Here is a 23963-nt window from a genome sequence, read left to right on the forward strand (position 1 = left end):
CCAGGCTAGCCCGCATAGCGGATCAGCACGCTGCGCACGGCGGCCGGACCGCGGCAGGCCACAGCCGCCTCGTAGGTGGCATCGCGCAGCCGATCACGAGCGGGTCGACCACCCCGATCCGCACCGATCACGTGCGCGACGCAGTTGAGCGCCCGCGCCTGGAAGAACGCTCGCTCCCGCGCCGCCTGGTCCCCTCGCCGCCGTGCGGCGAAGGCACGTTGCTCGTACTGCGAGAGCAGGCTGTTGATCTGGAGCGCACTGCTCGGCGCCACCGACCCGCGTTCCTTGAGTTCGGTGAGAGCCGCGGTCACCTCGGTGTCGTCGCCCGTATCGACGGCCGACATCACCGTGATGGCCAGAGAATACAAGCACGGTGAGAGGTCGTCGGCTCCGACGCGATCCACCAGGTCGGCAAGTCCCGCGTCCAGGCGGTCGACGCGGTGACTCACGGTTGGTCCAGCTGCGAATCGTCGGCGAAGTCCGATCCGACGTCGTCGGAGCCATGCGCGTCTGGTGCGAACAGTTGGGTGTCCGTGTCGGCCAGGGACGCCACGGTCGCAGCATCCATGGGGGTCGCGGCGGCGATCGCCTGGCACCGGATGCCGTGGCGGGCCATGTGGTCGACGATGGCGAGCTCGGCGGCCTGCCCGTCACCGACCAGAGTCTCGGCCGCGCCGATGCCGACTCCGTCGCGCTCGTAGGGATAGCACTCGTCAGTACCGACGACGAGTGTGCGGGCTCCGTCGGGACCGCGGCCGACGCCGACCGCCATCCGAACCGAACCGGTCACCGACGCCGGTAGCGCCGATTGCAGTGCCGCTGCGCGTCGCTGCAACCATTCGGCATCGGTCACGCTCATCTCCGAGGACTCGGCGCCGGCCGCGGCGGCGTGTGACCCCGCGAGCACCCCGGCCCCAGCGGCGATCGGCCCCAGCGCGGAGAACGGCATCATGCCGCTGGTGGCGGCGGGCGGGTGATCCCCACCGTGACGGCCGGCATCGGTCGCCTGGTCGGTGTAATCGTCGCCCGCCGCGGTCAGCGCCATCCGCCCGGCACCGGCCGCCACCACTCGCGCGGAATCGTCGCCGAGTGACGCCATCAGGTCCCCGCGCAACCGTTCACGATCGGCGACCGATGCGATCACCGTCATGTCGTTGTGCGTGGTGACCGTGGCTGCCGCGTAACGCTCCAGCGAGTCGGCGGCAGACTGCAGGCGCTCGGCGGTGCGGGCGAGCGCGGAGTCCGAGGAGGCCACGATGTCCCGATACCCCGCGTCGAGCCCTTCCCGGAACTGTCCGGACCCGCCCGAGCCTCGCCGATGGGCTGCATCCAGTTCGGCCACGACGGCGGCGAGCCGGGTTGCCAACCGGCGGCAGCGTGCTGCGGACTCGTACAGCGTCGCCACGTCGGCGGTCGGCCACCGACCGGGGGCGAGTTCGTCGGCCAGCGCCCGGATCTCCGGCGGTACCGGGAGCGCTACGACCCCGACGGTCACCGGGATTCCTTGGTGAGCCTCAGCGCGACATCGTGATCGGCGGCGTCGAGTTCACCGATGCCGCGGCGGATCAAATTTCGGTGACGTTCCAGCTCGGCGGCCGCCGATGCGGCCGCCCCCCGGATCTCGTGGGCCCGCGGTGCGAAGCCGGAGCGAAACGCCCGTGCGCCCTCGTCGACGCCGATCGCGGCATCGGCATCCCCGAGCACCGCATCGAGCTCATCCAGCAGACGGTCGACGTCCCGGTGGACAGCGCCCACCTGCTCGGCCAACTCGGTCAGCTCCGTGAGGTCGGCGTGAAGCCGGTTACCGCCGAATCCCGCGGCCGTTGCCTCGGTCATGTCTGCTGCCTCGGTCATGTCTGCTGCCTCGGTCATGTCTGCTCCCCCGTCTGTCGCATTCATCGCCGACGATCCTCGCCGATCTCGGCATAGCCCGGTGATGGTTGGACGGCCGCGGACAGGATCTGGTTCCGCTGATCGTGCAGACGCTGGTCGGCCTCACTGACGAGCGAGGTGATCTGCGCCGACAATTGCTCGGCCCGGTACCGACGCATGGCGCGCGGATCGATGCTCAGATCCACCAACAGCCCGCGGGCGTCGACGGTGACCGACACCAACTTGTCGGCGCTCGTCGCGTGCGCCGTCACCCGTGCGACCGCCTCGCTCACACGGCTCAACTCGGCACGCTGACGTTCGAGTTCGTCGAGCATGGCCGACCATCGATCAGACATGAGCCCCCTCCCCGGTGCGATCGATCGTATCGGCAGCATCGACGGGGCGAGAACCGCCGTCGCACTCTGCGCCGTGTGTCGACCGTCCGGCGCCTCACCGGCCGTCGGTTCCGTCCTCGGCGGGCAGCAGGTCGGGACGCCGTTCCCGGGTGCGTTCGAGCGCCTGTTCGCGACGCCACGCCGCCACTTTGGCGTGGTCCCCGCTGAGCAGCACCTCGGGGACATCCAGGCCACGCCACGACACCGGCCGGGTGTAGCTCGGGCCTTCGAGTAGACCGTCGGAAAACGAATCCTCTTGGTGCGAACGAGGATTGCCCAGCACTCCGTCGAGCAGCCGGACGGTGGCCTCGATCATCGCCATGGCCGCCACCTCACCGCCGATCAGAACGAAATCCCCCAGCGACACCTCTTCGACGCGCACCCGGCGGGCCGCGTCGGCAAAGACCCGTTGGTCGATACCCTCATAGCGCCCGCAGGCGAACACGAGGTGGCGTTCGCGACTCCAACGCTCGGCCGTGTCCTGGGTGAAGGGCACGCCGGCCGGTGTCGGCACCACCAGCAGCGCGGCGTCGGGGCACACGTCGTCGAGACACGGTCCCCACACCTGCGGCTTCATCACCATGCCGGGACCGCCGCCGTACGGCGAATCATCGACACTGCGGTGGACGTCGTGGGTCCATTCACGCAGGTCGTGCACATCGACACTGATACGGCCGGCCTCGATGGCCTTGCCCAGTAGCGCAACGCGCAACGGGTCGAGGTAGTCGGGGAAAATGGAGACGACGTCGATCCGCATCGTCATCCTTCGGGGTCGTCGATCAGGCCCGGCGGCGGATCGATCGTGATGCCGTCCGTCGTCACCGACGGCACGATCTCGCGGACGAAGGGCACCAGCACCTCGCGATCGTCCGGAGTCCGCACGGCTAGCACATCGCTGCCCGGCAGGTGCAGGACGGAGGCGAGCACACCGACCTCGACGCCGTCGACGGTCGTGACGGGCAAGCCCTCGATCTCGTGGTCGTAGAACTCATCGGGATCATCCCCGGAATCGACCTCGGAACTGTCGATCACGAACAGCACCCCGCGCAGCGCATCGGCAGCAGTGCGGTCGGATGCCTCCGCCACCGACAGCAACAGCCGCCCGGCATGGTGCCGGGCGGCTGTCACGGTGAAATTCTGCTCGCCACCCCCGCGCGACAGCAGTCCACGCAGAACAGTGCCGGGAGCGAATCGTGCCGTCGGATCATCGGTGCGGATGTCGACGACGATCTCGCCGCGCACTCCGTGCGATTTGGCCACGCGGCCGATCACGAGATCCATCGCGCAGAAGTGTCGATCAGCGGTCGGTGTCGACGATGTCCACACGCATCCCGCGGCCACCGATGCCGCCGACGAGAGTGCGCAGGGCGGTAGCGGTGCGACCATTGCGGCCGATCACCTTGCCGAGATCCTCGGGATTGACGTGTACCTCGACCAGCCGGCCACGACGCCCGGTGATCATTTCGACACGGACGTCGTCAGGGTTGGCAACGATGCCACGGACGAGATGCTCGACCGCGTCGGCGACGACAGCGCTCACGCGTCACCCTGAGCGGCCGGGACCTGGTCGGCCGGAGCCTGGTCGGCAGGCGCCTCGGCCGGGCGCGCCTCTGCGGCCGCGGTGTCGGCGTCGGCCTTCTTGGCGGCCTTCTTCTTGGGAGTGGTGGCATCGGCGACCGGCTCGCTGTCCGCGGCGGCGAGCGCAGCGTTGAACAGATCCAGCTTCGACGCCTTCGGCTCCTTGGTCTTCAGGGTGCCCTCGGCGCCCGGCAGGCCCTTGAACTTCTGCCAATCACCGGTGACCTTGAGGATGGCCTCGACCGGTTCGGTCGGCTGGGCGCCGACGCCGAGCCAGTACTGGGCGCGCTCGGAGTCGACCTCGATCAGGCTCGGCTCTTCCTTCGGGTGGTACTTGCCGATGGTCTCGATCGCCCGGCCGTTGCGGCGGGTCCGAGAGTCGGCGACGACGATGCGGTATTGCGGGTTGCGGATCTTGCCGAGCCGCGTGAGCTTGATCTTGACAGCCATGTCTTCTCTTTCAGTGGTCACTGCGCAATTCAGCGGCCCGCCCGGAGCGACGGACCCGGTTTTGCGTTCTGTTTCGGTGTGACCGCCGGTCGGTACGTAACCGGTTCCGGCGAACCGACGTGCAATTCTGCCAGATGAGCGGGCCGGATCGGAAATCACGGGCCAAAGCCGCACCACTGACACGGGTGCGATTCACGGGGTAGCGGTGGAGTCTGTCGGTGGGGTCCGACATGTGGTTACCCACCCCGCTGAAGGTAACCACATGTCACGCAAACGATCGCTGAGCTTTTTCGCACCTCGGTCGACTCGGCGGCCTCCCCCGACCGTTACCCGAACCGTCGAACCGAATGCGGGCTCCGGCGTCGCGAACCCTGCTGCGCAGCGATTACTTTACCAGCCGGTAAGTTAGCACCACCAGCTCACACCGAGTGCATTACCTCACACGAATACGTCACACCAAAGGCTGCGACCTGCGATTGCTGTGAGCTACCGCTAGTGGACAGTTAGCCCCGAGCAAACGATCTCGGTGGGCCGTCGCAGCGTGGTCAGGTCGACGCGGGGATCCTCGGCGAGCACCAGGAAGTCGGCCGGGTCGCCTTCTTCGAGCACCCCAGCACCCAACCAGCGTCGAGGCGCGACCGATGCCGCGTACAACGCATCGCGCGCACCGAAGCCGACCGCGGCCATCGCGTCGATCTCGTCGACGATCCGACCGTGCTCGACGAAGCCGCCGGCGTCGGTGCCCGCGAACATCGCGACACCCGCCTCTCGCGCGGCGGCGAACACCGCACCGGCATTGTCGTAGAGCTTGCGCATGTTGGCCTGGTAGGTGGGAAACCGGTCGGCGCCGTCGGCGATACCCGGAAAGTTCTCCACCTGGATCAGCGTCGGGACCAACGCGATCGATCGCTCCACCATCGCATCCATCAGATCGGTGGTCAGCCCCGTACCGTGCTCGATGCAGTCCACACCGGCGGCGATCAGATCGGGCAGGGCATCGGCCCCGAACACATGCGCCGTGATGCGCGCGCCCTCGGCGTGGGCCGCGGCGACGGCGGCGTCGAGTTGCGCTCTGGTCCACAGCGGGGCGAGGTCGCCGACCTCCCGGTCGATCCAGTCGCCGACCAGCTTGACCCAGCCGTCGCCGTCGCGGGCCTGCCGGGTGACCTCGGCGGCCAGATCGTCGGGGTTCTCGAGGTCCACACCGTAGTCGCGCAGGTACCGCTTGGGCCGAGCGATGTGCTTGCCGGACCGGATGAACCGGGGGCAACTCGAGTCACCATCGAGCGGATGGGTGTCCAGCGGGGAACCGACCTCGCGGATCAGCAGGGTGCCCGCCCGCACGTCGGCATGCGCATACCGGCGGGCCTGCTCGATGGTCACGCCGAGTCCCGGTGCGATGCCGACATGGTTGTGCGCATCCACCAGACCCGGGATGATCCAGCCACCGTCGGCAGCCGTCTCGGCGCCGCGCACCGGCTCCCGGGTGATGAACCCGTCGACGACCCACAGGTCGATCTGTTCATCGGTGAACGGGTCGATGCCGCGGTAGTGACGAATGTCGCGGTCGGGCACGGCTTCGGTCACGTCGGCGGCCTCGTCACTTCTTCTTCGGGTTCTGGAACTGTGAGACGTCGATGCCTTCGAGCCCCGGCGGCAGTTCGTCGAGACCCGCCGGCATGTTGGACAGATCGGGGAACCCGCCCGGCATCCCGGGCATCCCGGCCATCCCGGGGAATCCACCCCGCACCTTCGGCGGTGTGGGCCCCCGACTCTTGCCCTTGCCCTTCTTGCCCTTGCCCTTCTTGCGGTTGTTCTTACGGCCGCCACCGACGCCCATTCCCATCCGGCCGGACATCTGCGCCATCATCTTGCGGGCCTCGAAGAAGCGGTCCACGAGTTGGTTGACCTCGCTGACCGTGACGCCGGAGCCATTGGCGATGCGCAGCCGCCGGGAGGCGTTGATGATCTTCGGGTTGTCGCGCTCGGCAGGCGTCATACCGCGGATGATCGCCTGCACCCGATCGAGCTGCTTGTCGTCGACCTGTGAGAGCGCGTCCTTCATCTGCCCGGCGCCCGGCAACATGCCCAAGATGTTGCCGATCGGCCCCATTTTGCGGATCATCAGCATCTGGTCGAGGAAGTCCTCGAGGGTGAGTTCACCCTGGGTGATCTTGGCGGCCGCGGCCTCGGCCTGCTGGGCATCCCAGTGCTGTTCGGCCTGCTCGATGAGCGACAGCACATCGCCCATGCCCAGGATGCGACTGGCCATCCGGTCGGGGTGGAAGACGTCGAAGTCGTCGAGCTTCTCCCCCGACGACGCGAACATGATCGGGCGCCCGGTGACCTCGCGCACCGACAGCGCCGCACCGCCGCGGGCGTCGCCGTCGAGTTTGGTGAGCACCACGCCGGTGAAGCCGACGCCGTCCTGGAATGCCTCGGCGGTGCTGACGGCGTCCTGACCGATCATGGCGTCGACGACGAACAGGACCTCGTCGGGTTCGGTGGCCTCCCGGATGTCGGAGGCCTGCCGCATCAGCTCCTCGTCGATACCGAGTCGACCTGCGGTGTCGATGACGACCACGTCGTAGTGCTGCGCCGTCGCCTCGGCCACACCATCACGAGCCACCGCGACAGGATCACCGGAACTGACCGTGCCCAGCTCACCGGTCTGTCCGATGCTGGTACCGGGGTCCGGTGCGAACACTTTGACGCCGGCACGTTCGCCGACGATCTGCAGCTGCGAGACCGCCCCGGGCCGCTGCAGGTCGCAGGCCACCAGCAACGGCTGATGCCCCTGCTTCTTGAGCCAGTTGCCGAGCTTGCCGGCCAACGTGGTCTTACCGGCACCCTGCAGGCCGGCGAGCATGATCACCGTCGGCGGCTTCTTCGCATATTCGATCCGACGGGTCTCCCCACCGAGGATGCCGACGAGTTCGTCGTTGACGATCTTGACGACCTGCTGCGCCGGATTCAGCGCTCCGGACACCTCCGCGCCCTTGGCACGTTCCTTGACCTTCGCGATGAAACCGCGCACCACCGGCAGCGAGACGTCGGCCTCCAGCAACGCCAGCCGGATCTCCCGGCAGGTGCGGTCGATGTCGGCGTCGGACAGCCGTCCTTTGCCGCGCAGGTCCTTGAGCGCACTGCCCAACCGATCGGAAAGCGAATCGAACATTCTTCTAGTCTTCCATGCTCGTCATGCGGCACTCCGGGTGTGGCCCCGACTCTTTGCCTGGCGGTCGCGCGTCAGCTGATGGGCACCCCGGACCGGGCGGTACCACCATAGGCGTCGGGACCGTTTCCGTCGTCGTCGGAACGCGGTTGGGGCGGTGGGCACACGGCGAGCACGTCGTCGGCGAGGGCGGTGCGGGCGGCTTCGCCGTCATCGGCGAGGTGCAGGCAGAACGTGTCGACCACGGTGCTGCCCAACGTGGTGACCTTGGCCCAGCGGACCTGCGCGCCGTGGCGTTCGATGACCGAGCTGACCCGACTCAACAACCCCAGTCTGTCGTCGGTGCGCAGCTCGAGGATCACCTCGCCGGGATCGGGGCCCGGATCGGGTCCCGTCGCCTCGGCATCGTGGTGCACCCACAGCACCCGCGGCGGCGCGACGGCGAACAATGCGGGCACCGCGTTCTTGGGGTGCCCGGCACCGTCGACGGCCGGATCGGTGCTGCCGGCCGACGTCGCGGCGCCCGGTGCCGACACCGAACCGATCGTCGGGATCGGCGACTCGGTCTCGCGGGCGTCGAGACGGGCCAGCACATCGATCTTGCCGTCCACCGCCGCCATCAGTTGTTGACGGATCAGCCCGGCCTCGGGTGGACTGCCGAACAGCGGCACCACCACGAAGGTGTTGACCGCGCTGCCCGCATGGCTCTGCACGGTCGCCGAGTGCGACCGCAACCCGTTCAGACTCAACACGCCGGCCATCTTCGACAGCAGGCCCGTCGCATCCGGGGCGACCATCGTGATGCGGAAGGTGTGCGGTCCGTCGGCCTGCTCGATGTCGACCGAGAAGCCGCCCGCCTCGGCGAGAGCGATCTGTTCGGAGGTGAGCGCATCGGGGCGGGCGAGTTCGTCACCGTCGATGAGGCGAAACGCCCGACGAACGAGGTCGTTGATCAACGACGCCTTCCACTCCCCCCACACACCGGGGCCGGTGGCCAGCGAGTCGGCCTCGGCCAACGCGGACAGCAATTCGAGCAGCGCCCGGTTGTATCCGAGTGTCTCCGCCACGAATTCGGCGGTGGCCGGGTCGTCCAGATCACGTCGGGTGGCGATGCTCGGGAGCAGCAGGTGATGTCGCACCATCTCCGAGAGCACCGTGACATCCTGCGGCCACAGCCCGAACCGGTTACCGATCTGGATCGCGAGGTCGGCGCCGACGATGCTGTGGTCGGCCCCGCGGCCCTTGCCGATGTCGTGCAGTAGCGCACCGAGCACCAGCAGATCGGGCCGCGACACCCGCGTGGTCATCGACCCGGCATGGGCGGCCGTCTCCACCAGATGCCGGTCGACGGTCCAGGTGTGAATCGCGTCCCGCGGGGGAAGGTCTCGGACCGCACCCCATTCGGGCAGCAATCGACCCCACAACCCGGTGCGGTCGAGGGCCTCGATCGGGTCGACCATGTGGTGTCCGGCACCGAGCAACACCAGCAGATCGCTGAGTGCTTCGGCCGGCCACGGTTCACGCAGTTCCGGCGCGTAGTCGGCCAGTCGGCTCAGTGTCGACGCGCTGATCGGCAGACCCGTGCGCGCCGATGCCGACGCGACACGCAGGATCAGACCGGGGTCTTTACTCGGGATCGCGTTGCGCGCCAACACGATTTCCCCGTTGTGCTCCACCACCCCTTCGTCCAGGGGCCGTCGTATCGGCGACCGCCGTAGTTTCGCCAATCCACGGCGCGGCAAAGCGTTACCCGCGGTGCGCAAACCGACGTCGATGGAGTAGCTGATGGTGCGGGCGGCATCGCTGATCACCCGGGCGAGATCGAAACGGTCACCGATCCGCAGCGCCGCACCGATCTCGTCGGCATCCTGGGCACGCACCTGTTCGCGCGGTCGTCCGGCAATGCGGTGCAGCTCGGTGCGGATGTCCAGCAAACGCGCATACGCCACCTGCGGCCCTGCGCCCGGCGAATCCGGGCGCAGACTGGCCATGCCGTCGGTGAGTTGGGCGATCGCCAGCGCCCCCAGCAGTTGCACATCACGCAGACCGCCCCGGCCGTTCTTCAGGTCGGGCTCCGCGCGGTGCGCGATGTCACCGGCTCGTCGCCACCGGTCCTGCGCATGTGACACCACGGCCGGGAACCGATCGCGGATCTCGGTGCGCCACTGCTGGCGGACCCCACTGATCAACAGATTGGACAGGTCCTCATCGCCGGCGATGTGCCGGGCCTCGAGCAACCCCATTGCGGCGCTGACGTCTTCGGCCGCCACCTGCAACGCCTGTGGCACCGTTCGCACACTGTGGTCGAGCGCAATGTTGGCGTCCCACAACGGATACCAGAGCCCGTCGGCCACCTCGGCGACCTCGTCGTGCGGCATTCCGTCGTGCAGCAGGATCAGATCGAGATCGGAGAAGGGCAACAGCTCTCCGCGGCCGAGTCCGCCGACGGCGACGATGGCATACCCACTCTGTGGGCGCACACCGAGCTCGGCTCCCTTGCTGGTCAGCCAGAACTCGTGGAGATCGACAAGCACCTGTCGCAGGCCGGGGGCGTCGAGCTTGCCCGCCTGCCCCGACTGCAGGAGTTGCCGACGGGTCGCCGCGAGATCTGTTGCTGCCACGGAGTTCTTACACTTCCTTCGTGATGGACACGACCCCGCGCCTGAGTCTTCAGACGCGGGGTCGTGAGTCTTTTTTCAAAGGGGCGGGTTGCCCCGGATCAGAGCGCGTCGCCGCCGCGCTCCCCGGTCCGAACTCGGACAACCGATTCGACCGGCGAGACCCACACCTTTCCGTCCCCGATCTTGCCCGTACGCGCCGCCTCGACGATCACGTCGACGACCTTGTCGACGGCGGCGTCGTCCACGACCACCTCGACGCGGACCTTGGGAACGAAGTCCACCGAGTACTCGGCGCCGCGATAGACCTCGGTGTGGCCCTTCTGGCGGCCGTATCCCTGGACCTCACTGACGGTCATACCCAGGATTCCGGCCTGCTCGAGTCCTGCTTTGACGTCCTCGAGCGTGAACGGCTTCACGATTGCGGTGATCAGCTTCATCAGTTATCCCTCTCCACAGGAATCAGCGTATAGGCGAAAGTGCAGGGATTCATGCCAGTTCATAGGCTGTCTCCGCATGTTCTGCCTCGTCGATGCCGTTGTGCTCGTCCTCCTGGCCGATCTTCCAGCCGAGTGGTTTGAGCGCGAGGGCGATGATCGTGGTGAGGACACCGGTGAAGACGAGCGCGAAGGCCGCGATGACGATCTGCACGACGACTTGCTTGTAGTCGCCGCCCCAGAACAGGCCGACGTCCTTGGCGAGCAGGCCCACACCGACGGTGCCCCACAGGCCGGCGACGAGGTGCACGCCGACCACGTCGAGCGAGTCGTCGTAGCCGAACTTGTTCTTCAGACCGATGGCAAGGGCCGCCAGTGCACCGGCGATGACGCCGAGGATCAGCGAGCCGACCGGGGTCAGCGAGCCACAGGCCGGGGTGATCGCGACCAGACCGGCGACGATACCGGACGCGGCGCCCACGCTGGTGGCGTGCTTGTCGCGGATGATCTCCACCGCAAGCCAGCCGATGATCGCTGCGGCGGTGGCGGCGGTCGTGTTGACCCACACCAGGCCGGCGGTCATGTCGGCGGCCAGTTCCGAACCGGCGTTGAAGCCGAACCAGCCGAACCACAGCAGCGCTGCGCCGAGCATCACGAACGGGATGTTGTGCGGACGGTAGGCGGTACGGCCGAAGCCGGAGCGAGCGCCGACGATCAGAGCCAGGACCAACGCGGCCATACCGGCGTTGATGTGAACCACGGTGCCACCGGCGAAGTCGATCGGCGCCACGTTGGCCTCACCGTCGGTGCTGCCGAACATCCAAGCAGCAAAACCGTCTTCGCCGCCGCCCATGATGCCGCCGCCCCCGACGAGACCGCCCCACACCATGTGCGAGAGCGGGAAGTAGACGATCGTCGACCAGAGCACGGTGAAGATCAGCCAGGTCGAGAACTTCACGCGTTCGGCGAGCGCGCCGCTGATCAGGGCGACGGTGATGACCGCGAAGGTCAGCTGGAAGCCCAGGAACACGATGGCCGGGATGCTCATTCCGGCGGTCACGTACGTCGTCGCGTCCTCGGTACCCGCGGTGGCCGTCAGTTGGTCGGAACCGAACAGCGCGAACGGATTGGCGAAGATGCCGGCGATGTCACTGTTGCCGGTGATGCCGTCGGAGAACGACATCGAGAATCCCCACAACACGTAGACCACGCTGACCGTGGCCAGCGAGCCGAACGACATCATCATCATGTTCAGGACAGACTTGCCCCGAGCCAGCCCCCCGTAGAAAAAGGCGAGTCCGGGCGTCATCAGCAACACCAAACCCGCTGCGGCGAGCATCCACGCCGTATCACCGGGGTTGACTTCGCCAAAAACTTCTTCTGGCAGTGCCAAAACCACTTTGTGAAACCTCCCTCAAGTGCGCCGACGGCTCGACGCCTGCACAGAGACTCTGTCGGCAGACGGTTTCAGCTGTGGTGCCCTGAGGTTTCGGGCGTGTGAACCCGTGAACGTTTTATATTTCGTGCGCGTAACGGCCCTGGTCGCGCTTCAGCTGCTTCTCAGCCTCGCCGAAGGATGTCCGACGCCGCTTTTGTGTTGTCGGATCGCGACTGTGACTACAGCAAAGCGTCGACGAAGGCCTCCGGCTCGAACGGCGCGAGGTCGTCGGCGCCCTCGCCGAGGCCGACCAGTTTCACCGGCACACCGAGCTCCTCCTGGACGTGGAAGACGATGCCCCCCTTTGCGGTGCCGTCGAGTTTGGTCAACACCACGCCCGAGATGTCGACCACCTCGGCGAATACCCGGGCTTGGGTGAGCCCGTTCTGCCCGACGGTCGCGTCGAGCACCAGCAACACCTCGTCGACCGGCGCCTTCTTCTCGACGACGCGCTTGACCTTGCCGAGTTCGTCCATCAGCCCGGTCTTGGTGTGCAGTCGACCGGCGGTGTCGATCATGACCACGTCGACGCCGGTGTCGATGCCCTTGGCGACGGCGTCGAAGGCCACCGACGCCGGATCGGCCTGTTCCTTGCCGCGCACGACGTCGGCACCGACCCGCTCACCCCAGGTCTGCAGCTGGTCGGCGGCCGCGGCGCGGAAGGTGTCCGCGGCGCCGAGCAGCACCCGGCGGCCGTCGGCCACGAGCACTCGGGCGAGTTTGCCGGTGGTGGTGGTCTTGCCGGTGCCGTTGACCCCGACGACGAGGATGACGGCCGGTCCACCCGCATGCGGCAGCGCCCGCACCGATCGATCGAGTTCGGGCCAGAGCTGGTCGACAAGGACCCGGCGCAGTGTCGCGCGCGCCTCGTCGGCGGTGCGCACGTTGTTGGCGGCGAGTTCGGTGCGCAGACGCTCGACGACGGCCATCGTCGCGGTGGTGCCGAGGTCGGCCATCAGCAGCGTGTCCTCGATCTCCTCCCAGCTGTCCTCGTCGAGGTCGCCGGCACCGAGCAGTCCGAGCATGCTCTTGCCGATGGCGCCTTGCGACCGCGAGAGCCGGCCACGTAGTCGTCCGAGGCGTCCGGCGGTGGGCGCGATCTCCTCGACCGGGGCCGGGCCGGGCGCGAGCCCCGCCTCCACCTCGGGCGCGCTGTCGGGTTCGGTCTCGACGGGGATGGTGTCGGGCGCGCCGGCGGCATCGGGCGCAGGTGCCTCGAACAGTTCCGCCGGGGACTCGGGAACCTCGACGCTCCCGGCAGTCTCGGTGGACTCGGTCGCCGCGGGGGTGTCCCCCGGTGCTTCCGCCACCTCGGAGGTCTCCACAGCGGCGTCCTCGACGACTGCTTCGTCGGGAGCCGAGTCGTCGATACCGGGCAGTGCGACGTCCTGGATGCCACGCTGCGCGGAATCGCGGGGAACCGAGGCGTCGTCACCGACGCCCGGCTGTCCATCGACCTCGGTCCGTTCGGTCGGCGGCACCGGTGTGGCCGGTTCGGCAGGCGTGGCCGGTTCGGCAGGTGCGGTGGGCGCTGCGGGCGTGGCCGGCTCCGGCGGCTCGGCGAGCCCGACCCCGCCCGCGCCACCCTGGCTGAAGCTGAATCCCGACCCGGCCTTGTATCCGCCCGATTTGTCGACCTGACGGGTCGTGCCGTCGACCGCACCCTGCGATCCGGTGTCGTCCGACAGCGAGATCCGCCGGCGTCGCGACACCGCCACCCCGCCCGCGACGAGCGCGATGAGCACGATGACGGCGATGACGATGCCGATGATGATGGGGGTGTTCACTGGCGATTCGCTTTCCGTTGGTTGTCGGTCGGGTGGACGCCGCGACTATCCGGGCGCCTGGGTTTGTTGACTCACCGGGATGTCGACACCTCGCAGGCGCTGAGAGATCACCGCGGTGATCCCATCGCCACGCATGCTCACGCCGTACAGCGCGTCGGCGACCTCCATGGTCGGCTTCTGATGGGTGATGACTATCAGCTGCGAGCGCTCGCGCAGTTGCTCGAACAACGAGATCAGGCGACGCAGGTTGGTGTCGTCGAGGGCCGCCTCCACCTCGTCCATGACGTAGAAGGGCGAGGGCCGGGCGCGAAAGATCGCCACCAGCATCGCGACGGCGGTCAGCGACTTCTCGCCGCCGGACAGCAGCGACAGACGTTTGACCTTCTTGCCCGGTGGCCGTGCTTCCACTTCGATACCCGTCGTCAGCATGTCTCCCGGTTCGGTGAGTACGAGGCGTCCCTCACCGCCGGGGAACAGGGTACGGAACACCTCGGTGAACTCGCGTTCCACATCGGCGTAGGCCTCGGTGAACACCTGCAGGATGCGCGCATCCACCTCGTCGACCACCGCGAGCAGGTCGCGTCGCGCCGCCTTGACGTCCTCGAGTTGAGCCGACAGGAAGTTGTAGCGCTCTTCGAGTGCGGCGAACTCCTCGAGGGCGAGCGGATTCACCTTCCCCAGCGTGTTCAGGTCTTTCTGGGCTTTCTTCGCGCGCGCCTCCTGGGCCTTGCGATCGAAGGGCATCGGTGCGGGCGCGACCACCGACTCGCCGCGTTCCTTGGCTTGTTCGTACTCCTGCATCTCGAGGGCGGACGGAGGCATCGGGACCTCAGGGCCGTACTCGCCGATGAGATCGTCGGGTGCGATCGCGAACGATTCCAGGATCTGTTCCTCGAGCTGTTCGATCCTCAGCGCCGCCTGCGCGCGGGCCACCTCGTCGCGATGAACCGCGTCCTTGAGGCTGCCCAGCTGCGCGGTGAGGTCGTTGACCTGGCCTTTCAGGTCGTCGACAGCGGCGGTGCGTTCGATTCGCATCTGTTCGAGTTCGTCCCGGCCGGACTGTGCGGCCGCCACCGACACCTGCAGCCGGTCCGAGACGTCGCGCGCCGCGGCCGCGACGGCCTCGGCGACGGCTGCTGCCTGACGTCGGGCCCGATCCTGGCGTTCGGCCCGCACCCGCGCCTCGCGTTCGCGCACGGCCGCCCGACGCAAGGAATCGGCGCGTCCGCGCACCGAGGCCAACCGTTCCTCGGCGGTGCGCAGCTGCAGCCGGGATTCCATCTCGGCCGCCCGGGCAGCGGCCACGGCCTCGGCGGCCGCGGCTCTCGGTTCCTCGTCCCCCACCTGGGCCGGCGCGGTCTCCGATTCGTCGCGGGCATACCGGAGGCGCTCTTCGAGTTGCCGCAGGTTCTCGACCATCTCGCTGCGGCCTTCTTCGGCCTTGGTGCGTTGCCGGGTGAGGCGGTCGGCCTCCGCGTGGGCGACCCGGATCTCGTGGCCCAGCCGCGCCATCTCCTCGTAGGTGCCGCCGACGTTGGCGTCGGACTCGTGCAATGCCGCGAGCGCCTCCTCAGCGGATTCGCGCCGGGTGACCTGCTCGGCGAGTGCGCCGTCGAGCGCGGCCTCGATCTCCTCGGACCGCCGGCGCGCCGCCACCAATTCCTCGGCGGCGATGTCGATCGACGACTGCACCTCGAGTGTGGACGGCCGGTGCGACGACCCGCCTTCCACCGATCCCGGGCCGATTCGGTCGCCGTCGCGGGTGACCGTGCGCAGTCGGTGGCGCTGGGCGATCTCGAGGCCCTGCTCTGCGGTGGCGACCACCACGGTGTCCCCCAGCACCAGTTCCACCGCGCCGCGGATCGAGTCCGGACACGACACGACCGTCGCCGCCCAGCGCGCCCCGGCCGGCAGCTCGATGTCGGGGGTTGGGCGCTGGCTCGGCAGACCCCCCAGGATCAGCGAGGCTCGCCCGCCGTCGCCGGATTTCAGTGCCGCAAGGGCGCTGACAGCGGCGAGCGCATCCACGGTCGCGATGGCGTCGACCGCGTTGCCCAGCGCTCCCGCGATCGCCGTCTCGTATCCGTTGTCCACGGTCAGCAGCTCCGACATCGGCGCGAGCAGGCCGTCGGGCGCGTGCTCGAGCAGCCAGGCGCCGCCGTCGTTGCGTTCCAACCCGAGTTCGAGTGCCTCGATACGCGCGGTGAGCGATGCGATGCGCTGCTCGGTCTCGCGCTGCTCGGTCTGCAGCGACGCGACACGTTCGTTGGCCAGATTCAGCGCGGTGACCGAACGTTCGTGGTGTTCATCGAGCCCGTGCTCGGCGGCTTCGTATTCACCGAGCACGGTGGCCGTGGCGTCCTGGCGGGCCTGCGCGGCCTCGGCACGTTCGTTGGCCGCGGCGATGGCCGCCGTCAATCGGGCCGCCTCGGCATCCACCGACTCCGACCTGGTGCGCAGGTTGTCGACCTGACCTTCGAGTCGGGCCAGCCCTTCGCGCCGGTCGGCGATGGCTCGCACCGCGGCCATGTGGGCGCGTTCGGCCTCGGCTGCGGCCTCCTCGTGGCGCGCCAGTTCCTCCTGCGTCGCCTCGAGATACTCCGCGGCGGCGGTCACCGCCGCACCGAGCTCGGACTCCGTGGCGGCGGCCTGCTCGGCCTGCCGGTCGAGTTCCTCGGGATCGGGGCCGCTGCTGGTGGCGACGGGTTCGCTGAGGTAGCGGGTGCGCTCGGCCGCGACGCGCGAAGTGGCGTCGACGCGTTCGGCCAGGGCCGACAACCGAAACCAGGTCTGACCGGCCGCCGTGGCGGCGGGTGCGACCTCGGCCAGATGACGTTCATGCTCACCCAGTTCCTCGGTGGCCCGGTCGAGCAATGCGGTCACCTCGTCCTGCTGGGCCCGCACCTCGTCCTCCACCGCGGTGTGTTCGGCCATCTCGGTGCGCCGGGTCACCAGGTCGTCGGCGGCCAACCGCAACCGGGCGTCACGCAGGTCGGCCTGCACCGTCTGCGCCCGGCGGGCGACCTCGGCCTGACGCCCCAATGGCTTGAGTTGGCGGCGCAGCTCGCCGGTCAGGTCGGTCAGGCGCGCCAGGTTGGCCTGCATCGAATCGAGTTTGCGGACCGCCTTCTCTTTGCGTTTGCGGTGTTTGAGGACGCCGGCGGCCTCCTCGATGAACGCTCGACGCTCCTCGGGCCGGGCCTCGAGGATCGCGGCGAGGCGGCCCTGTCCGACGATGACGTGCATCTCGCGGCCGATACCGGAGTCGCTGAGCAGTTCCTGCACGTCCATCAGGCGGCACGAGTTGCCGTTGATCTCGTATTCACCCGCGCCGTCGCGGAACATGCGCCGGGTGACCGACACCTCGGAGTACTCGATGGGCAGGGCCCCATCGGCGTTGTCGATGGTGAGGGTCACCTCGGCACGCCCCAGGGGCGGACGACCGGAGGTGCCGGCGAAGATGACGTCTTCCATCTTGCCGCCGCGCAGGGCCTTGGCACCTTGCTCGCCCATCACCCAGGTCAGGGCGTCGACGACGTTGGATTTGCCCGACCCGTTGGGGCCCACCACGCAGGTGATGCCGGGCTCGAAGCGCAGCGTCGTGGACGACGCAAACGACTTGAAGCCCTTCAGGGTCAGGCTCTTGAGGTGCACGACGGTACAGAATACTCACCATCGCGCGGTGGCGGCGCCAGCACGCGCACCCTGTGCAGAGTCGTCGGCACGCAGCTATTTCTCGACGAAACCCCGCAGGTCACCGCGTGGCGGGTCGACTCGTTCCACCACGACGTCGACCGACCCGGGTGTGTCGCCGGAACGCAACGCGGCGAGCAGAGCTTCGGTGTCGGCGCGGGAGCCCTCGGCGACCACGAGGACGCGGCCGTCGGCGAGGTTGGCGGCGTAACCGACCAGACCGAGTTCGAGCGCACGCGACCGGGTCCACCACCGGAAGCCCACACCCTGCACCAGTCCGTGGACGTGTGCGGTGAGCCGGACCAGGTCGTCGGCGTTGTCGGTCATCGCGCTCAGTCCGTTTCGATACTCAGATTGACCGTCGCGCCGGCCTTGATGGTGCGGCCGACCGTGCAGACGGCGTCGACCGCCCGCTCGACCACCACCAGTAGTCGTTGCGCTGCGTCGGCGTCGAGTTCGGACAGGTCGATCTCGAGCACTTCGTCGAGGACGGGATACACCTCGTTCTCCCGATCGGCGGCGCCGCTCACGCGGACCGTGGCGTCGTAGTCATCGCCGAGGCGGCGCGACAGCGGCCGGTCCGAGGACATGCCGGTGCATGCGGCGAGCGCGATCTTGAGCAACTCGCCGGGGGTGAAGACGCCGTCGACGTCCTCGGAACCGACCAGCACCTCGGCGCCGCGAGAACTGCGCCCGGTGTAGCGGCGCGTTCCGGTGCGTTCCACCCAGAGTTCGGTGTGGGGGCGTGCAGTGCTGCCATCGGTCTGGGACAGGTGTTGATCGGTGCTCATGGTCGCTTTCGTTTGCTTTTCGTTGACTGGGCTCTGATTCTCGTCGACTGGGCGCTGAACTTCGTCGACTGGGCGACAGACTCAGCGCTTACGTTGACACTTCGGACAGAAGTACGAGCTGCGGTTCATGAATTGCTCGCGCCGCATGATGGCCCCGCATCGTCGACACGGTTCACCGGCGCGACCGTAGGCGTTCAGCGAGCGCTCGAAGTAACCCGACTCCCCGTTGACGTTCACATACAGCGAGTCGAATGAGGTTCCGCCGACGACGAGCGCGTCACCCATGACATCGCTGACCGACGCGAGCAGGTCGATCACCTTCGCCCGGCTGAGCCCGTCGGTCAGCCGGGTGCCGTGGACCCGGCTGCGCCACAACGCCTCGTCGGCGTAGATGTTGCCGACGCCGGAGATCACCGTCTGGTCCAGCAGGGCCCGTTTGATCTCGGTGTGCCGCGACCGGATGACGGCGGTCACTCGGGCGGCATCGAAGGTCGGATCGAATGGGTCCGGGGCGATGTGCGCGATCGATTCCGGCAGCCACCGACCGAGTTCGTCGGGGGTGTCGACGTATTCGTCGACGTGCCAGCCGCCGAAGGTGCGTTGGTCGACGAACCGCAGCTCGTTGCCGTCATCGAGTGTCGCCCGGATGCGCAGGTGAATGTGGTCCTCGGCACCGGCTGGGCTGATGAGCATCTGACCGCTCATGCCGAGGTGAACGACGAGCGGAAAGCTGTCGGCCGAATCGGCCATGTCGAACCACAGATACTTTCCGCGGCGATGCACGCCGGCCACCCGCGTACCGGTCAACCGCCCGACCAGGTCCGCACCGCCGCCGACGTGACGTCGGGCCGACCGCGGGTGTAGCACGTCGACCGACGTGATGATTCGGCGCTCGACGTGATCGGCCAGACCGCGCCGCACGGTCTCCACTTCGGGAAGTTCGGGCACGTCCGGATCCGGTCAGTTCGCGGCGGCGCGGTCGGTTAGCGCCTGCCAGGCCAAGGCGGCGGCCTTCTGCTCGGCCTCCTTCTTGGTACGCCCACTCCCCTCACCCAGACTCTCGCCGGCCACCACCGCGACTGCGGTGAACTCTTTGTTGTGGTCGGGACCGGTCGAGGTGATCTGATAGTGCGGCGGCCCGTAGCCACCCTCCGCCGAGAGCTCCTGCAGCGATGTCTTCCAGTCCAGACCGGCGCCGAGATGCCCTGCGTGGCCGATGATCTCGTCGAACAATCCGAGAATGATGTCCTTGCACACGGCGAGACCGTGTTCCAGGTACAACGCACCGAAGACCGACTCGAGACCGTCGGCGAGGATGCTGTCTTTGTTGCGGCCACCGGTGAGTTCCTCACCACGCCCGAGGTAGAGGTGACGTCCGAGGCCCCCGTCGCCGAGCCCACGGGCCACTTCGGCGAGCGCGTGCATGTTGACCACGCTGGCCCGGATCTTGGCCAGTTCGCCCTCGGATCGATCCGGGTACCGCAGGTAGAGCCGTTCGGTGATGATCACCCCCAACACCGAGTCACCGAGGAATTCCAAGCGCTCGTTGGTGGGTAGCCCGCCGTTCTCGTAGGCATAGGAACGGTGAGTCAGCGCCAACACCAACAATTCGGTGGACAGTTGCGCGTGCAGCGCCCGGAGCAGATCGGCAAATCGTTCCTGCGCCGGATCATCAGGTGGTGACGCGGGCGTCTGGTCGGTCACGTCGTTGTCGCCGGCCACGTCTGGGTCAGTCACCACCTTGGTCCTTCGGTGTCTCCCGGCCCTGCGGTGAGGCGTCGCCGGGCGCGCCGAACTTGTCGCGCAACGCCGCCCATCGGGGATCGATCTGTTCGTGCGCGTGTCCCGGTTCGGCGACGGCGAGTCGGACGCCGCATTCGGGGCAGAGGCCCTCGCAATCCTCCGAACACAACGGCGACATGGGCAATTCGAGGGCGACGGCGTCGATGATCGACTGCTCGAGGTCGAGCCGGTCATCGACGAGTCGGTGCACGTCGTCGGCGTCGGTGGTCTGTTCGGTCTCGCTGTCGGGGTAGGCGAACAATTCGGTGAGGAACACCGTGACGGTGCCGTCGACCGGCTCCAGACACCGTGAGCACTGACCTTCGGTCTCACCGCTCACCGTGCCGGTGACCAGCACGCCCTCGGTGACCGCCTCCAGCCGCAGATCGAGGTCGACCTCGGAACCGGCGGGAATCGCGATCATGTCCAGTCCGATGCGTTCCGGCGCGACGACGGTCCGATGCACCTCCGACATAGACCCCGCTCGACGTCCCAGCGAACGGACGTCGAGCACGAACGGGTCGGCCTGTTTGCCGCCGGAGTTCGCCCCGTCAGACGCGACACTCCGGCTCATTGCTCGATCTGCCACAGTTGCACGATACGCCCGACCTGCGGACTCTTCGAACGGTCCCGGCCCTACGCTCAGACGGCCAGCGGTGAGCCCTGATTGTCGACGCGATCGTGGGTCTGCGATGCACCGCGCGGCGCAGGCGGTTCGTCGACGCTGCGCGGGTATTCGACGTAGTCGTGCATCCCCGCGCCGGTCCGCAACTGGTGCCGTCCCCGATTGACCGACCGCAAGGTGCCGGTGAGGATCTCCTCGAACTGGGCCAGCTTCTCGTCGACGTAGACGTCGCAGTCCCCGCGGAGCCGGTCGGCCTCAGCATGGGCGGCGTCGATGATCCGCTCGGCCTCCGACTTCGCGGCGGCCACCACTTCCGCCTCGGACACCAGACGCTGCTGCTCGGCGATGCCGTCGGCCACGGACTTGTCGTAGGTGTTGTTCGCGGAGTCGATGGTGCGCTGGGCCTCTGCCCGGGCGCGACCGGTGACCGCTTCGAATTCACGTGCCGCACTCGTCGACAGCCGATGCGCGTCGGCGGTGGCCTCTTCGACCATCTGACGGCCGTGCGCGCCGGCCTCGTCGACCATCCGGTCGGCCTGGGCCTTCGCTTCGGACAGGATGCGGTCTGCCTCCGCACGTGCATGTGCGATCACCGCCTCGGACTCCGAGTCGGCCTTGCCGATCACGGTCTCGGCGTGCTCGCGGGCGTTGCCGACCAGCGAGTCGCGCTGATCGAGCACATCCTGGGCGTCGTCGAGTTCACCCGGGATCGAATCCTTGATGTCGTCGATGAGCTCGAGGACGTCCCCTCGTGGCACGACGCAACCCGCGGTCATCGGGACGCTTCGCGCTTCCTCGACGATGGCGGCGAGTTCGTCGAGCGCTTCAAAAACCCGGTACACAGCTACCCCAATCCGGCTGGTCGCCTTCGGTTGGCATGAAACAACTGTGACTATTGTGCCGAATGGTGCGTCTGTGATTAGTGAGGCGGACGGGGCGTGTCGCGCGGGACACTAGGTCAGATCCGCTGCTCCCCCGCCAACCGCGCCTGCAGTCGCTCGTGGATCGCCGGTGACAAGAAGGGCGTGATGTCCCCGCCGAGCTTGGCCACCTCCTTGACCAGCGAGCTCGACACATGCGCGTAGCGCGGATCGGTGAGCAGGAACATGGACTCGACGTCGGCGAGCTCGCGGTTCATCTGCGCCATCGGCACCTCGTAGTCGAAGTCGGTGCCCGAGCGCAGCCCCTTCACTATCGTGTCGATGTTTTCCTGACGCAGGTAGTCGACCAGCAGGCCGGTCCAGCGGTCGACACGCACGTTGGTCAGATCGGCGCAGTCCTCGCGGATCAGGGCGATGCGTTCGGCGACGTCGAACATGCCCTTCTTGTTCGGGTTGACCACCACGGTGACGACCAGCGAGTCGAAGCGGGCGGCGGCACGCTCGACGATGTAGCGGTGACCGACGGTGAACGGGTCGAAGGAGCCGGGGAAGACAGCTGAGGTCATGACCGAAATCTACGCGAGGGCCGACCGGCCGAACTCCTCGACGGTCAGGGGGCGTCGAGGAACTCGGCGGCCAGCCGCGCCATCAGTTCGGCCGCAGGGCCGGCCACCACCGAGCGCCAGCCGGTACCGGCCCACAGGTTGATGTCGTCGGCCGCCCCGGACGCGGCCGCCGCGGCCCGAATCGGCTTGGTCATGTGGTGGACCTGTGGATACACCGCTGGAGCGTTCGGATGCCTATCGGCGAAGCCATTACGTAGCGACCGCGCCGATCGGCCGGAGAAGGCGCGCGTCACGACCGTGTCGAGGTAGGTCTGTTCCAGCAGAGCCCGCCGATGCGCCGAACCCGTACCCGCCTCGTCGGCGCACAGGAAGGCGGTGCCCAACTGCGCCCCGACCGCACCCAGGGCGAGCATCGACCGGACTCCGGCGCCATCGGAAACTCCCCCGGCCGCGACGACCGGCACCTGCGCGGACACGACCGTCACGTCGGCACAGATCGCCCGGACGAGTTCGGCGGTGGGTGTCGCCGGGCCGCCGGCCGGCAGCGCCGGATCGTCGAACCACAGACCACGATGGCCGCCGGCCTCGATGCCCTGCGCGATGAGCGCGTCGGCACCCGAGAGCACCGCAGCGCGCGCCTCGGCCACCGAGGTGACCGTGACCGCGACCGGCGCGCCGATGTCGGTGTGGACCCGCTCGACGAGCGCCGCTTCCGGGTCGCCGAAGGTGACACTCACCAGAGCCGGATGGTGTCGGGACAACACCTCGAGCTTCTCCTCGACCGCCTCATCGGTGAAACGGGGTTCGCCCACGTCGACACCGTGCCGGCTCGCCTCGACCGCCAATGTCCGGCGATACGCCTCTACCGCCCCTCGCTGCCGGGCACCGTCCGGACCGGCGCAGCGGTCGACCCCGGAGAGGAAGAGATTGACGCCGTAGGGCCACGGGCCACGCGACTCGACATCGGCCACCAGATCCTCGAGGGCCTCGGCGGTGAGGTAGCCCGCCGCGAGCATGCCGAGTCCGCCGGCTCGCCCGACTGCCGCGACAAGAGCGGGCGTGGTGGGGCCACCCGCCATGGGTGCACAGATGATGGGCAGCGCGGTCTCCAGCGCACCGATGCGCATCGCCGGGTCAGCGCTCGCCGGTCTCATCTCGGCACTCCTCGCAGCCACCCCCGGCGTCGTCACACTCTTCTCGTCCGGATCGGTCAAGAACCGCCACCTCCACACGTGTGTCGCCATAGCTCTTGTGCACCAGCACTGTGAACTCGTCGGGCCAGTGTGTCTGGGGCGCACGGACGGCACGTTCGACGACCACGATGCCGCCCACCACCATCCAGTGTGCGCTCAGCGCGGCGAGGTCACCGGACATGGCCTCGTTGTCGAGGTCGTACGGCGGGTCGAGGAACGCCACATCCACGTCGCCGCCGCCGCCCGCCGCCAGGTGGGCAGAGACGGATCGGGTGATGACCGACACACGCTCGGCCACGCCACACGTGCGGACGTTTGCCGTGATCACCGTGGTGGCCCGGCGGCGCGAATCCACGAAGGTGGCGCGCGCCGCGCCGCGCGACAACGCCTCCAGCCCCAGCGCACCGGAGCCGGCGTAGAGGTCCACCACAGATGCGTCGTCCAGTTCGGTCCGCGCAAGCAGGATGTTGAAGATCGCCTCGCGGACCCGATCCGAGGTCGGCCGGGTGCCGCTGTCGGGTACCGCCAGTCTGCGTCCGCGCAGTTCACCCGCAATTATTCTGGTCATCGTCCACCATTGTGCGGTACGGCTGGTGCGGAGTAGCCACCCCTTGTCCCATCTAAGTCCAGGTCGTGCAATAGTTTGTGATGCACTTCACAAACAGTGGCTGAGCAGGGGATT

At 68.1% G+C, this 23963-nt stretch carries 24 protein-coding genes; all 24 read right to left on the reverse strand.

The window, feature by feature from the left end; genetic code table 11:
• Positions 1-5 precede the first annotated feature (5 nt).
• Positions 6-449 (reverse strand): hypothetical protein, encoded by a 444-nt coding sequence (locus L1892_RS04750; protein WP_235722287.1) that lies wholly within the window; start codon positions 447-449, stop codon positions 6-8.
• Positions 446-1495, reverse strand: coding sequence for a hypothetical protein (locus L1892_RS04755; protein WP_235722288.1), 1050 nt, complete (start codon positions 1493-1495; stop codon positions 446-448). Before L1892_RS04755 ends, L1892_RS04750 begins: the two co-directional genes overlap by 4 nt.
• Positions 1492-1872, reverse strand: a complete 381-nt coding sequence (locus L1892_RS04760) for a hypothetical protein (protein WP_235722289.1) — start codon at positions 1870-1872, stop codon at positions 1492-1494. The genes L1892_RS04755 and L1892_RS04760 overlap by 4 nt, the downstream gene beginning before the upstream one ends.
• A gap of 23 nt (positions 1873-1895) precedes the next feature.
• On the reverse strand, positions 1896-2228 hold the full coding sequence (locus L1892_RS04765; RefSeq protein WP_235722290.1) for a YbaB/EbfC family nucleoid-associated protein: 333 nt from the start codon (positions 2226-2228) through the stop codon (positions 1896-1898).
• Positions 2229-2322: 94 nt separating this feature from the next.
• Positions 2323-3024 carry a tRNA (guanosine(37)-N1)-methyltransferase TrmD gene (trmD, locus tag L1892_RS04770; protein ID WP_235722291.1) on the reverse strand — a complete coding sequence of 234 codons (702 nt, stop codon included), beginning with the start codon at positions 3022-3024 and terminating at the stop codon, positions 2323-2325.
• A 2-nt stretch (positions 3025-3026) separates the two neighbouring features.
• Positions 3027-3548: a ribosome maturation factor RimM gene (rimM, locus tag L1892_RS04775; protein ID WP_235722292.1), complete on the reverse strand. Its 522-nt coding sequence runs from the start codon at positions 3546-3548 to the stop codon at positions 3027-3029.
• Between the two features lie 16 nt (positions 3549-3564).
• Entirely contained in the window at positions 3565-3807 is a 243-nt protein-coding gene (locus L1892_RS04780; protein ID WP_235722293.1) for an RNA-binding protein, read from the reverse strand.
• Positions 3804-4295, reverse strand: a complete 492-nt coding sequence (gene rpsP, locus L1892_RS04785) for a 30S ribosomal protein S16 (protein ID WP_235722294.1) — start codon at positions 4293-4295, stop codon at positions 3804-3806. Before rpsP ends, L1892_RS04780 begins: the two co-directional genes overlap by 4 nt.
• Before the next feature lie 492 nt (positions 4296-4787).
• The gene (locus L1892_RS04790) at positions 4788-5882 is read right to left on the reverse strand and encodes an amidohydrolase family protein (protein WP_235722295.1); all 1095 of its coding nucleotides are present in this window, start codon (positions 5880-5882) and stop codon (positions 4788-4790) included.
• Positions 5883-5895: 13 nt separating this feature from the next.
• Positions 5896-7473 (reverse strand): signal recognition particle protein, encoded by a 1578-nt coding sequence (gene ffh, locus L1892_RS04795; RefSeq protein ID WP_235722296.1) that lies wholly within the window; start codon positions 7471-7473, stop codon positions 5896-5898.
• 71 nt (positions 7474-7544) lie between these two features.
• Positions 7545-10091 carry a [protein-PII] uridylyltransferase gene (locus L1892_RS04800; protein ID WP_235722297.1) on the reverse strand — a complete coding sequence of 849 codons (2547 nt, stop codon included), beginning with the start codon at positions 10089-10091 and terminating at the stop codon, positions 7545-7547.
• 98 nt (positions 10092-10189) lie between these two features.
• Positions 10190-10528, reverse strand: a complete 339-nt coding sequence (locus L1892_RS04805; RefSeq protein ID WP_004572306.1) for a P-II family nitrogen regulator — start codon at positions 10526-10528, stop codon at positions 10190-10192.
• A 49-nt stretch (positions 10529-10577) separates the two neighbouring features.
• Positions 10578-11924, reverse strand: coding sequence for an ammonium transporter (locus tag L1892_RS04810; protein ID WP_235722298.1), 1347 nt, complete (start codon positions 11922-11924; stop codon positions 10578-10580).
• Between the two features lie 218 nt (positions 11925-12142).
• Positions 12143-13750, reverse strand: a complete 1608-nt coding sequence (ftsY, locus tag L1892_RS04815) for a signal recognition particle-docking protein FtsY (protein WP_235722299.1) — start codon at positions 13748-13750, stop codon at positions 12143-12145.
• A gap of 45 nt (positions 13751-13795) precedes the next feature.
• Positions 13796-17404: a chromosome segregation protein SMC gene (gene smc / locus L1892_RS04820; RefSeq protein WP_235722300.1), complete on the reverse strand. Its 3609-nt coding sequence runs from the start codon at positions 17402-17404 to the stop codon at positions 13796-13798.
• A gap of 75 nt (positions 17405-17479) precedes the next feature.
• Positions 17480-17770 carry an acylphosphatase gene (locus tag L1892_RS04825; protein ID WP_235722301.1) on the reverse strand — a complete coding sequence of 97 codons (291 nt, stop codon included), beginning with the start codon at positions 17768-17770 and terminating at the stop codon, positions 17480-17482.
• A gap of 5 nt (positions 17771-17775) precedes the next feature.
• The gene (locus L1892_RS04830) at positions 17776-18234 is read right to left on the reverse strand and encodes an OsmC family protein (RefSeq protein WP_235722302.1); all 459 of its coding nucleotides are present in this window, start codon (positions 18232-18234) and stop codon (positions 17776-17778) included.
• A gap of 81 nt (positions 18235-18315) precedes the next feature.
• Positions 18316-19182 carry a bifunctional DNA-formamidopyrimidine glycosylase/DNA-(apurinic or apyrimidinic site) lyase gene (gene mutM, locus L1892_RS04835; protein WP_235722303.1) on the reverse strand — a complete coding sequence of 289 codons (867 nt, stop codon included), beginning with the start codon at positions 19180-19182 and terminating at the stop codon, positions 18316-18318.
• 12 nt (positions 19183-19194) lie between these two features.
• On the reverse strand, positions 19195-19878 hold the full coding sequence (gene rnc, locus L1892_RS04840) for a ribonuclease III (RefSeq protein ID WP_235722389.1): 684 nt from the start codon (positions 19876-19878) through the stop codon (positions 19195-19197).
• Positions 19879-19963: 85 nt separating this feature from the next.
• On the reverse strand, positions 19964-20590 hold the full coding sequence (locus L1892_RS04845) for a YceD family protein (protein WP_235722390.1): 627 nt from the start codon (positions 20588-20590) through the stop codon (positions 19964-19966).
• 68 nt (positions 20591-20658) lie between these two features.
• The gene (locus L1892_RS04850) at positions 20659-21483 is read right to left on the reverse strand and encodes a DivIVA domain-containing protein (RefSeq protein ID WP_235722304.1); all 825 of its coding nucleotides are present in this window, start codon (positions 21481-21483) and stop codon (positions 20659-20661) included.
• Between the two features lie 116 nt (positions 21484-21599).
• Positions 21600-22088, reverse strand: coding sequence for a pantetheine-phosphate adenylyltransferase (gene coaD / locus L1892_RS04855; protein WP_235722305.1), 489 nt, complete (start codon positions 22086-22088; stop codon positions 21600-21602).
• A 44-nt stretch (positions 22089-22132) separates the two neighbouring features.
• On the reverse strand, positions 22133-23242 hold the full coding sequence (locus L1892_RS04860; RefSeq protein ID WP_235722306.1) for an NAD(P)H-dependent flavin oxidoreductase: 1110 nt from the start codon (positions 23240-23242) through the stop codon (positions 22133-22135).
• A complete protein-coding gene (gene rsmD / locus L1892_RS04865) occupies positions 23223-23849 on the reverse strand; it encodes a 16S rRNA (guanine(966)-N(2))-methyltransferase RsmD (RefSeq protein WP_235722307.1) in 627 nt (208 codons plus the stop codon). Before rsmD ends, L1892_RS04860 begins: the two co-directional genes overlap by 20 nt.
• Positions 23850-23963: the final 114 nt, after the last annotated feature.

The organism is Gordonia tangerina (assembly GCF_021556435.1).
Classification (GTDB): domain Bacteria; phylum Actinomycetota; class Actinomycetes; order Mycobacteriales; family Mycobacteriaceae; genus Gordonia; species Gordonia tangerina.